General features: G+C 42.7%; 12 protein-coding genes. All 12 read right to left on the minus strand.

The features are described from left to right. Positions 1-56 precede the first annotated feature (56 nt). Positions 57-308: a hypothetical protein gene (locus EHLA_RS10430; protein ID WP_096240771.1), complete on the minus strand. Its 252-nt coding sequence runs from the start codon at positions 306-308 to the stop codon at positions 57-59. A gap of 34 nt (positions 309-342) precedes the next feature. Further along, positions 343-684, minus strand: coding sequence for a phage holin family protein (locus tag EHLA_RS10435; RefSeq protein ID WP_157908583.1), 342 nt, complete (start codon positions 682-684; stop codon positions 343-345). 63 nt (positions 685-747) lie between these two features. Next, a complete protein-coding gene (locus EHLA_RS16375) occupies positions 748-912 on the minus strand; it encodes a hypothetical protein (protein ID WP_162290845.1) in 165 nt (54 codons plus the stop codon). Between the two features lie 2 nt (positions 913-914). After that, positions 915-2,774 (minus strand): hypothetical protein, encoded by a 1,860-nt coding sequence (locus EHLA_RS10440; protein WP_096240773.1) that lies wholly within the window; start codon positions 2,772-2,774, stop codon positions 915-917. A 13-nt stretch (positions 2,775-2,787) separates the two neighbouring features. Then, positions 2,788-3,027, minus strand: coding sequence for a hypothetical protein (locus EHLA_RS10445; RefSeq protein WP_096240774.1), 240 nt, complete (start codon positions 3,025-3,027; stop codon positions 2,788-2,790). Beyond that, the gene (locus EHLA_RS10450; protein ID WP_096240775.1) at positions 3,024-3,311 is read right to left on the minus strand and encodes a hypothetical protein; all 288 of its coding nucleotides are present in this window, start codon (positions 3,309-3,311) and stop codon (positions 3,024-3,026) included. Before EHLA_RS10450 ends, EHLA_RS10445 begins: the two co-directional genes overlap by 4 nt. 2 nt (positions 3,312-3,313) lie before the next feature. Further along, on the minus strand, positions 3,314-4,462 hold the full coding sequence (locus tag EHLA_RS10455; RefSeq protein ID WP_096240776.1) for a hypothetical protein: 1,149 nt from the start codon (positions 4,460-4,462) through the stop codon (positions 3,314-3,316). Further along, positions 4,455-5,468 (minus strand): hypothetical protein, encoded by a 1,014-nt coding sequence (locus EHLA_RS10460; RefSeq protein WP_096240777.1) that lies wholly within the window; start codon positions 5,466-5,468, stop codon positions 4,455-4,457. The genes EHLA_RS10455 and EHLA_RS10460 overlap by 8 nt, the downstream gene beginning before the upstream one ends. Then, positions 5,468-8,509, minus strand: coding sequence for a fibronectin type III domain-containing protein (locus EHLA_RS10465; RefSeq protein ID WP_123864854.1), 3,042 nt, complete (start codon positions 8,507-8,509; stop codon positions 5,468-5,470). Before EHLA_RS10465 ends, EHLA_RS10460 begins: the two co-directional genes overlap by 1 nt. An 89-nt stretch (positions 8,510-8,598) precedes the next feature. Next, positions 8,599-10,914: a phage tail tape measure protein gene (locus EHLA_RS10470; RefSeq protein ID WP_242970771.1), complete on the minus strand. Its 2,316-nt coding sequence runs from the start codon at positions 10,912-10,914 to the stop codon at positions 8,599-8,601. A gap of 253 nt (positions 10,915-11,167) precedes the next feature. Next, the gene (locus EHLA_RS10480) at positions 11,168-11,566 is read right to left on the minus strand and encodes a hypothetical protein (RefSeq protein ID WP_096240781.1); all 399 of its coding nucleotides are present in this window, start codon (positions 11,564-11,566) and stop codon (positions 11,168-11,170) included. 10 nt (positions 11,567-11,576) lie between these two features. Further along, the gene (locus EHLA_RS10485; RefSeq protein WP_096240782.1) at positions 11,577-12,152 is read right to left on the minus strand and encodes a hypothetical protein; all 576 of its coding nucleotides are present in this window, start codon (positions 12,150-12,152) and stop codon (positions 11,577-11,579) included.

Consider the following 12,152-nt stretch of genomic DNA (forward strand, 5'->3'; position numbering starts at 1 on the left):
TCACCACGAAGGTAACGCGCTTATTTCTCGCATGATTTTTAGTTATCTTTAGTTTCTTAAAGGCTATTTATGTACGGAATTGTGCCAGGAACTAACAAAATCTTTTCTACGGAACAACTCCACAGCCCCTGTAATCCTCTCGTGCTTATATCCATTTTCTCGGCGGCTTGCTCCTGCGTTAATCCGTCAAAAAGCAAGTACTGTACAGTTTCGCGCTCCCGCAAGGTTAAGCGGGCACACGACAAAGCGTAATCAATAAATTGTTTATCGCCTAATTTCCAGAGTTTTTTAATCAAACTTCTGTTCACTGTATCACCTCAAACACGCAAAAATTACGTAAATTTATTTCGTTTTATCCAGTCCCAGAATCGATCTAACCTTTTCTGGGAGCAAATCAGGGTTAATTTTACCGATGTTCTCCACAATAGAGCCAAGCTCCATCAAAATAATGTATACACAAACTCCTGCGGCAATAGGCACCTGAAAGCCTAAGTCTACATATCTCTGCGCATAGTCGATAAGATACGCAAGCACCACGAGCATAATGGAGCCAAATTTATGATACAATCCTTTCCTCATTTCTGAGGATTTCCACTCGTGGTTGGCACAGGCGGATACTCCGCCACTAGCCAAATCAAAAACTACAAAAATACAAGTTATTAAGGGTAACATAATATCTACCATCTCCATTCCTCCTTAAAAATTATTTTTCTTTTGTTTTTATAAATTAATTAAAGCTTCCTTTAGTTAATTAGTTTCCGTTTTCGGTTCTTCTTCCTTATTAATATCCATCAGCTCATTGTACTGTTCCTCTGTAATCCTGCCCGTTGCGAAGAAAATATCAATCTTATTCTTTAAATCGTCTGTTAGACCGTTTCTCTCTTTAAGTTTCAGTAATGTTCTGTATAACATAATCATACCTCCAATTCTGTAAGTACTACTGCGTATTCGCTGTTAACATAGGCTTCTGCCGCCTGTGTGTCGATGTCCTGCGTTTTTGTGTCCATATCATAGATATAATCACGATTGTCGTTTAACTGCTGTTTTACATAGTTCCATCCATTAGCCATGCTTATTGGATAATTGAATACTGTCAGTCCGTCTAACTGGTCAGAAGATACTTCTATATTTGTTACTGGATAATTTGTGGCGAGGGATTTAAAAGCTTGTATCTGGTCTGATGTTAAGTCTATTTCTTGAGGTGTGGCAAGCTCCGCAAAAAATGTAGTATCTCCGAAAATGTCTGAACTTATATGTGCGTCTTTAGACCAATTTTCTAAACCAAAATTTGAATAGATATCATTGATTATTAAACCATCTACGTAAGATATGAGTGTTTTTGCTACATCCCACCCATTTTTTACAAAAATATAATTTTTACACAAAATAGCTTGTTTTTCATTCAAGTATCCAACAATATTTTTAGACCGAAATGACACGTATCCATTGCTTTCATTCAATCTAGTTTGATATACTGTTACATTGGTCCAGTCTAATTCCTTTAACTTCTTTTGAATTATCATCCTCACCAATTTTTCCCGTTCCACATCCACATAATCCGCAACATACTGTTGTCCATTAATGGTGATGTTACCGTCTGAACTTACAGGGATAGCGTTCAATGTGTATGGGAGAGTGATGGCCTGTTCGTGGTAGGGTTGGAAATCTGTAGAAGCAGATCCTTCTTCAACTTGTGGGTATATCGTAAAATTATTTAATATGGCTCCACTTAATATTCTGCATATAAAGAAAGATATTGTTGTTTGGTTTTTAATCTGTCCGTCTTCGAGACTGACTATTGTCGTATATATATCTGGACTCCCTACATGAAACTGAATTTTGCTATTCCCACTTTTTTTGACAACGTATGTTTTTTGGCTATCCAGGGAAACCTTATTTACAGTATTGTAAGCCCCAAAAATATAAAAATCCGTATCGACTGTTGACGCTCCGTTCAAAGTATAAGTCCCATCGCCATTGTTTATACAGGTCACCCCATTCAGCGTAATAGTCTGTAATGTCGCATTTAGCAAATTCTTCCCACAAACCTTCACAGTCGGATTCACAACGCTCTTAATCTCCTGCGGATAGTCAGGAGAGGGCGATGGTTGACCTCCGGTGTATGGTTCGTAGGCGGTGGCTTCGGTGCCGAGTTCGAGCATAGGATAAATCGTGAAATTATACGATTTTCCTACTGTTAATCCCTCTAAAAATAAACTACAGTATTCATTACTTGCGCCTGTCTCAAATGTGCAACTTAATTGATTTTGCATAATTCTATGTATTTGATAATTAGCATCGTCCAATTTAGTTCGCCCTAATTTTAAACCAATCACAACATCTGAGTTTTTGTCAACTGAAAAAGTATACGTTGCATTATCAGTATGGCATTCATTATTTGTTTTTGTAATATTTGACCATGTAGATGTTGAAGTACCCGTCACAGATATACTTCCATCCGCATTCATTGTGGACAAAAGACCATTTATATTTGTACCTTCGTGTACATTGGGTTCGGATAATTTCAGTAAATTCTTCCCCATGGTACTTTTCTGCTCGCTCTTTCCATACAGCATCATATCCATGATTTTGCCATTATCAGAATCGGTAAGATGGGTTTCGCCTTGATTTGAGGCATAGAACTTTGTAATTTTGTTGGATAAATCTTCCTTTAGCAAACTAAGTTCTTTCTTTAGTGGGCCAAGGTCTCCTGATGTTCCCCTACGTTTCGAGAGTGCATACGCCTCATCTCCCGTTAAACCGCTTTTTCTCATGCTCTACACCTCCCTAAAGTAAAAACCACTTGCTATCAGGGGCATAAAAGCCATATAATTCCCCTGTGTCTACACATAACGCCGTCGAACCGCTTGCAACATAATGAGGCAATTTATCTACTTCAGAAGACTTTCCCCAATAATATCGCTTACTTCCGTCCGTATCTATGCAATCCCATCCACCTAAATCGTGTATAACATCTCCTTTGCGGTATGTCTGCCCGTCAATAATTATTGTCCCGCTAGCTATCATACTTCCACCTCCTTATGTATAAATCTATCAGACAGCTCTAGCACGCAATCTGTGAGCATCTCATTTTGTTTTGTGAGCTCTTCTATTTTTTTGTTTAGTTCTGGTATGGACGGCGTGTTATCGTTAAATAGGTGTTCCGGTTCTTCTCGGTCAATGTTCTCAACGATTTCATACTTTCCTTCCTCATTTGCCTCGATATGACACGTACCATTTTCATTGCACCACTGTGCAGCTTTTGGTGGGTATAAACCATCAAACACGTATCCAATATAATATTCTTCCATAATTACACTCCTAACACATATCTTAGTACAAACCCTTGATTGTTAACGGCTATTCCGTTTTGTGCGTTATTAGATTTATTACCGTCAGTACCCTGTATAAATGTATCACCGATATATAGGTATTTATTTAATCCGTAATATGGATTGCTCATTAACATACCATCTCCAGGTCGCCAGGCAACGTGCTGTTTAGGTACAAAAAACGTTGTCCACCACCAATTATCACAAGCTTCATTACTATAGTGGCTCCAGACAAATACGGCACCGGTCGGTTGCATTGATATTGGCTCATTTAGTGTAAATTTATGCTCTGCAAGCATCCAATATCCTATAGTGTTAGCATCCCACAGGATGTTATTTTTACCTAAGATGCACTCTACGTCATTAGATACAATTTGTATGTGGTTGTTATCGACATGTATTCCAGTTCCCATAGACTCATACAGATCGCTATACGTCGAGCCCTCTTTAACGGTTAACGAAAGTCCTGTGGTGTCCTTGGTTTTATCGTAATACAATTCCAGAGCCGCCTTGCCGCCGCCATGGATGTCGTCTGGGTTTGTCTGCTGGGTGGAAACAACAATGTTGCGGTCGGATTGCATCACGGAGCCGGAGCCCTCATAAGTTTTATCGCCGTCCGTGTTAGTGATCACGATAGGTGCTGTACCAAACCGTACAATTTCGTTGCTACCGTTTCGCACCGCCATCCCGTTACTGTCTAATAATGTATTTTGTTTAAGGGTGTTCCCTCTCATGTCGCCAACTATCAGTCCAACACCATCTATATAATCAATAAAATTTGTTGCAGTTTTAGCTGCATTAATAATTTTTCCATTCTGTAACCCAAAATTTTTAACGGTTCCTTTTTTAAATCTTTCATGCGATTGTTTTACTTTTTCTGCGGCTGTATCATCTGTTGGTGGAGATGTGAGATTTCCAGTGAGCCATGCTCTTCCACCAGAAACACGTATTTTTACGCTATCCCCTGCTTTACAATTAATAGCCATCTGTGCGGGGGTTTCGTCTGCTCCACCGTCAATGTGGACATATGCTGTTTTTTCATCAACGCGAAGAACCTCGGCAACTGTGTCGTATGGCTTTGTTTTACTTTCTTTCATTGCTGAAGCAATCTCTTTTACAAATTCATTCAATGCTTTCCACCTCTTCCTTCGTGCGGCAACCATGTTCCAGAGACAGTGATTGCGATATTATTCTAAATTTTCCGGTAAGGTTATGCCGTGGATAGTTTAAAAAGACCACATCGCCCAGAAGTACATCCTCAAAAAACCGCCGGCTATACTGTATCGTTCTGGCAGGATTCTGCAATTCCTTTAGCTTTCTAACAGCGTATGCTGCTATGTTTTCCCCAGAGGATAATTCAACGCCTGTTTCCGATTTCCACACCTCTCTTCCGCGGCTGACGGTCGATAAATAACTATCCGGACTGTCGTCCCTTGCGATGGCTGCGCCGTAATCGTCATGTATTGCCATAAAACAGTTTGGCGTGTCATACCAATTAAATGTGTCTGTTACATCGCACTCCACGATGTCGTTTGTGTTAATTCCTACTGTAAGACTGCCATTATTATCATTTGCGCAGATAACAATACTTCCATCGCCAAGTATTCGCATCCGCCAACCAATAGCATCTAAAATATGCAGTGCCATTGTGAGCCTTGTTTCCCCATCCTCCGCAACGATATTATCTGTAGTTATCGGCGATGTTCCCTCGACATACACGGGGGCAGGGATACAATCATTAAGCAGATTTTTAATCTGTTTTGCTCCGCTACCGGCTGGTGCATAATAACCACGCGGCAGGATCACATCATCTGCCGGCTTGAGAACGGAATAACAGTCAATATTATAGGTTTCCCTCACGCCATCAAGTTTTCTTTCCGGGAAGGCGGTCAGGCCGGTAAACAGTGCTACTTTTGCCCCTGACCCTCCTTGTCTGGCTTGCAGGTAAATGCGAACCCAACACTCATTGTCTGTTATCTTTTCTGTCATTGTGACAGAGGCAGATTCCCTTAAATCTGACGTGCTGTCCCGGTCAATACTGCCCTCAGTAAATTCAAATTCTTTCTGGTCTGTCCACGTCTTGGGGTCAACTGTTGTCAAAATATATCTTGTTGAAAATCCTTTACTCCAATCCATCACGTCACCTCGTTAGGATGTTCTGCGCTCCACTGCTCTTCCGTCACAGCGTCCAGTTCTTCCGAATCCACTTTTTTGATCGTTAGAGAAAAATCTGTCCGCATTTTGTTATCGTGGTCTTTTTTCTCCGATACCTGTATATCGCAGGAAAAAGACGAGCCGTCCGGTGTTCTAACGTGGCATATTCCGGGATACGTTGCGAGCCGCCTCATTTGCTCAATCATTGTTGGTTCCGTTAGTGATATACTTACTGCATCAATTTTTAAATCGCGAGTGACTGCAGGGTTCCAGTCGCCTTGTACAGAGCCCCCAAGATATACTGTCCTTTCAAAATCTTTATCCCATGAATTGTCGCAATCAATGTTATATTGAATTTCGATAGATTCTCCGTCAAAATCAATGATTGCCTTTTTATATTCGATGGAAAAATCGCTATATAACCACGCAAACGAACTATCTGACGTTATATAGTCACCGTTGGCGGTTTTATTTACAACCAGTATGCCGCCGTACTCATTTAACGCTGGGTATGGGTCAACATATTTCTGTCCATAAACTCCATTTTCCAGAATCAATTCCGCTCTGTCTACACTCATCCGGTACAGGTCAAATGTATCCCCATCAGCATATGTAGTTGGTTTAGCAACAACAACGCTCGCTGTTTTGTTGTCTTCGCTTGTGCTTACAGTGGCCGTTGGTACTTCCGGCTGGTGTTTCCACCGTACAACAAACGGTATCTTTTTTTCTGCCACATGGTCATAAATATCTGTAAATGCAATCTGTATGCTGTACCTTGCACCGTCATCCATCTGCCCGATCAGGTCACCCAAGGCAATACTGTAGTTATCTGTTTCACTACCGGTAAAACTGGCAATAATTTCGCCGGAAAAATGCTGTTCCTTTAATCCGTCCGGGCGCAGAATATAATAATCCTCGTCTCTGACAATCATTACTTTTGCTGTGCCGGAAGAATCCCCGAATGAAGGGGATATTGTTAGTGGTAGCTGTTCTAAATAATTTGTTGTGCCTTCCGATGATTCCGGTACTGTCTGGTCGGTTGCCTCCGTGGTAACATCGTCAGAATTATATGACGTTGCTTCTGAGACGAGATTCGTTGCAACGCTGTCTATTGTAGGTTTTGCAACGATTTCAACAGCCACAGAATCTGACCATGCCCCTTCCTTGCCTCCTTGTGCCGTAACCATTGCTTTTAAATAATGGATTTCCCCTACGTTCCATAGATCGCTTAAAAGACCGTTTGCAGTATAGATTTTATTAATATTTTCAATCGTTTCTGACAATGTCTCCATGCCGGAGGACATCATCAAAACAACAACATTTCCATCATTTCCTTTAACCGGTTCATCGTTAATCGCTTCCGCTATTTTTATGCTCGCTTTGCTGTTTCCGGTGTAGCCAACACTGCAAATAACTGTATCGTCCAAAGCAAGATAATTTTCTGTCGTTGCAAGCGTAGGAGTCGTTGGTGTCTCGCTCAGCGATACGGAAACCGTATCAGACCAAGGAGACAACACTTCCTCGTCTCCGGACGTATCACGCAATCTTACGCGGAAATAATATGTTTTTGCCGATTCCAGAGAGCCGATATGCCACGTAGTTTCCCTGTCCTCTACATCATAAGTAGTTGGGGCATCCGTACTAATCCATGCGTCCTCATGGTCCGCCCACGCAATGGTAGCTGCATCCGCATTTTTCCACGACCAATCCCATGTTAATTCTACGGTATCAGATGCTACCGCCATTGCAGTTATATTTTTCGGTGGGACTGCGATTTTTCGTGTCTCTGAGTAAACCCACCCTGACTGCATGAGGGGGCCAAGTTTGTAGATGATGCCAGATGCTCCGTTTTGAGGTGTAGAAGTTCCGGTAAAATTCTTGAGGGCAATCTGGTATTCAGTGCCGCTGGAAACATCCGGACACGTAACCGTGATCGTCCCCTCTTTGTCGGTGATTGCAATAATACCTTTTTCTTCATTGTCTATTTTCATCCAGACGGCTGTTTTAGCGTCAGGTACTTCCGTGTTGCGCTCAATGCTGTTAATTGTCAGTGTTGTTCCTGTCGCTGATACCGTATCAAATGACGGGGATTTCAAAGCCCCTCGTGCCGCTACTCGTGGCTCAGAATATGCATATTTTTTATCGTGCGTACTTTGCACCCTTGTCCACATAATCTGGTCTTCCGCTATGCCGTCGTCCGTGTTGAAATCTGCTGACACCGTATAATCATGGTACGCAACAGTTACTCCTGTGCTCCACGATGTGCCAGTATATCTCTCTCCGCTTTCCGGCGTGTCTATAGCGTATTGTAACTCCATGGAATCCACAGGGCGGTCCTGCGGCGATGCCTGCACCCAGTTTGCCCATACATAGCGGCTAGATGAGCCTATCTCTTTGCTCCCTGTGCTCTGTATGTTTGGGCGCTCCGGGATGCTGTAATAATGGTATGCATAGCCCCAACCGGAATCTCCGGCGCACCCCCTTGATTTTACCCTTACAATACGGCAAAATGTCATACTCTGTGTCGGGGAACCATCCTCCGTTATCGCCCATGTTCCAGATGCTCCTGTATAGGATGCATTGGCAAAGCGAGCGTTTGCAATGGCACCCTTATAGTTTGTCATTAATGCGGTCTGTACCTGTGTTCTTGCAAAATGCCTTGCATCATTCGCCTCGTATGAGGTACTCCAGGTAAACGTGCCTTTATTTGCGCCGGTATCATCAAGGGAATAAGAAACAGAAGGGGTATTTGGTGCATATATGGTAAATGTCTTTGTGGAATGCGCGGCTGTATAGGTATGCTTTTTATCACTTTTTGTTTTGCCCTTTACCTTAAACTCTATCGCATTTAATAATTTTGATGAGGCAGGATAATAATTTTTTGCATCAAGCGCGACTGTTTTTTTAGTTGCTGATTTCCCCACATTTATTTCTTTCCATTTTGTCCAATCCCATTTGGAGGCACCAGCGTTTTTTGTATGTAGACGATACCATAGCCACTGCCCATCCTCATATTTTTTCACCGGTATCTTCCAAGATATTGTAAATTTCAGATTGTCTCTAGATATAGACAGACCGCTGGGAGCAGCAGATTTTTTATTTTTCTTTGCCATTATGCCATTTTCACCTGCCTTCTAAGCTCACTTGCCATTCTTCTTCCCCATTCTTCTGGGTTATCTGCACCGTTTACGGTTACGTTAATAGTTACATCGTTTTTTGTTCCCCGTGTCGCCTCTTTGATATCGCTCATTAATCTGCTACGACCGTACAGCATCTCATCTCCTGCTTCTCCTGCTCCAAACAAGGTGGCATCAGAAAATACATATGGGCTTTCCATGGCTTTTTTATACCAGCTAATGTGGAATGATGGCAGGGAGCCCTTTCCGCCAATACCGAACGGAGCCTTTCCGCCAGAAACACTTAAATGTGGTAGGTTTAGGTGTGGTAGAGACCAGCTAAATTTTAAAGCACTCTTGAACCGTCCAGGGAAACTTTTTACCAAGGATACCGCCTTAGTAAAGATACTTTTAACAGCTGATGGTATCTTAGTAAATGCTCCTTTTACAGCCGATAAAATGCCGTTGCCCCTAAATGCCCCTTTAAATCCGTTTACAGCATTTTTGGCGGCAGTTTTTAAGAGTGATGGGAGATTTTTGACCCCTTTTATTATGCCGGTAACAATGTTTTTACCAAGCGAAAACCAGTTAAACGCTGTAAATATGCTCACAATGGCTGTGATAATTTTAGGCAAATTAGCAATTAATAACGGAATCGCACGAACTAAGCCAATCGCTAAATTTGTTATGATTGTTACTCCTGTTGCAAGGATTTTTGGCGCATTATCGTTAATAATGCCAGCCAAATTCGTTATGATTGTAGGTACATATGCAATCAATACAGGAATAGAATTAATCAGCCCTTGAGCAATATTCTGGATAAGTGTCAGGCCTGCATTTATCAATTTGCCTGCGTTGCTCCTCAATGACTCTGTAAATTGTGTCAGCATCGGCAACGCCTGCCCCAAAAAGGTCGGGATGCCCTGAGTCATGCCGTTAGCGATAGTCGTCAGCAAATTAACTCCGACCGATGTAAATACATTTAGCCCTGTGGAAATCGTAGAGGCAAGATTATTTAACAGTTGGCTGACAGCAGTTGTAATACTGCCAGAATTTTGAGTAACGCTTGAAATTAAACCGTTTATGAGGTCGCCGCCGATTTTTGTCAGCCCCGGCAACTGGCCGCTAAAATTAATCGCATCTTGCGCCAGTTTGGAAAGGGCGCCGCTTATGCCGCCAGATTCCATCGCCTCAGCTAATCCACTAACCTCGCTTGTTATACCTTTGATGGCACCACGGATAGTACCCGAAAAGGTATTATAAAAAGCAAGTTGCAGGCCTTCTGTGGCGCTAGATAGCAAGGTTATGTCGCCCTGCAAATTATCTAACTGCGTAGCCGCCTGTTGTGCTGCGGAGCCGGAAGAATCCTGTATTCCTTTCCAAAATTTTTGCACAGTCGCATCACTCGATGCGGTCATTTTATTAAACGCCTGTAATCCTTGCGTTGTAAAAATCGTTGCAAGAGCATTGTTTTTTTGTTCCGCTGTCATACCCTGCAAAGAGCCATTAAGCTCGTCTACGAGGTCGTTAAAATCTTTTGCCTCGCCGTTTGACTTATAGGCGGATACACCTAACTGATCTAAAGCTTTTGATGCATCATCAGTCGGAGTATATAAGTCCGCCATTGCCCTATTTAATGCCGTAGATGCCTCGGAGCCTGTCACGTTCTGCTCTGCCAAGCGAAGTAAGGAAAGCGTGACACTGTCCGCCGCTTGACCGTAGTTTTTCGCTGTGGCAGCAGAACCGGAAAAAGCCTCTCCAAGGCCTCTTACGTCCGTATTAGCAAGAGTAGCACCCTTTGCCATCAAATCGGCATAGTAAGATGCGTTACTCATCGAGTCACCAAAGCCTTTTACCGCACCTGCGGTATACGATGCCGATTCTTCCAGACTCATAGCACCAGCAGAGGCAAGATTAAGTACTGTCCCGATGCCGCTAATCTGCTCATCCGCCGACAAGCCAGCCTGAGCAAGGATATTCATTCCTTCGGCCGCTTCCGTTGCGGTGTACTTTGTTGTGCGCCCCATTTCCTCGGCCTTGGCTTTGACGTTTCCTATTTTGTCTACGGTTGTTCCCATGGTAGCTGCTACCTGAGACATTGCAGTATCAAAATTAATTCCGGCATCTATTGATGTTTTTGTAAATGCAACGGCGGCAGCAGAGCCGGCCACCATAGCTGTTTTAGCTACTTTCCCGACCGCTTTAAATGCCCCGCCAATTTTTGATGTGGACGAGCTGGCGTTACCTTCTGCGTCTTTCAGCCCCTGCTTATATGCGGTGTCTTTGATTGCCAGAGTGACAAACAACTCCATTACATTCAACTATCCATCACCACCAATCCGGCTCTTTTAATGACGTCCGCGGCTATTTCTTCACCAGTCTTTGTTACTGTTTGTTTTTTGTTGTTATTAATTAAATCAATAAACGATGCATAGAGATATTCCCCGCCAAACGCCTGCGAAATACTTTCGGTTACATATTTCAGCCCGTCAGCCATATATCGTTTGTAAATTAATTCTTCTGTGTCGTCTAAAATCTTGGCTTTGACATACAGCAGAAAGCCCTTTACGCTTCTTCCTCTGTATTCTCCTGCGCATCGCCAGAGGGTTCTTCTGCTGCGCTTGTTGGCGCTGAGAAAAAAAGCTGACGTACCTCCGGCTCATTGATGAGGTCAACCATGCCTTTGATAATGTCCATTAATTTATGCTTTTTCTTGTATTCCTCAACACTCTGCAATTCAAACGCTGCTAAGATTCCAATTACATCATCTTTGTGTGTTTTTAACAGCCTAGGAGCTGTTTTAGCACCCCTAGCAAAGACTTTGATATATTTCTCCCCTTCCTGTGGTACAAGCTTCTGGCACAGGCTGAGCGCATCATCATCGTCTGCAATGTTACCGATATGTTCGAGGGAGTTCGCAATGGCTTCTAAACCCTGTTCTGCTGTTAATTCTGATAATTTCATGCTTTACCTCCTACGCCGCTTCGCCTGTTTTGATATAAACCTCGTAAGGTACTGTCTCTGCGTTCTTAATGCTGTAATGTCCTGTGTATTCGAAATCAAAATTTCCTTTGGATTTATCATCTGATTTAATCTTAAATCCGCCCGTTGAGAGTGCATTCATAATTTTGATTGCGATAAATCCGGCGGAATCCCCGGAATTTTCGTCCGAATAGTCGCCGATCCACCAAATATCCTTAAAATCTTCTGCCTTTAAATCTGCCCTTGGTGTTACTTTGTTTCCCGCTACGTCTGCCGCCGCCATAAAACTTTTAGCCTGTGCGGTATCCATTGTAACGGCTGTGCCTGATAATTTTACTTCGATAGATTCGATTTCCTTGAGTTCCATCGTGTTTTTAGGCACATTATCAATGTCTTCCCCGAAATCCGTAAAGGATGGCTCCGCGCTAAAGCTACAACCGCCGCTGGTTGCCATGAGGATGTTAGCTGCTGTTATGGCACCCATTTCCGGCTCAAAAGCTGATACAATAATACCGGCGTTAATCTGTATTTTTTTGAAAAGGTCAGGAGGTACCTGCGTATACTTCAT

Source organism: Anaerobutyricum hallii, assembly GCF_900209925.1.
Classification (GTDB): domain Bacteria; phylum Bacillota; class Clostridia; order Lachnospirales; family Lachnospiraceae; genus Anaerobutyricum; species Anaerobutyricum soehngenii.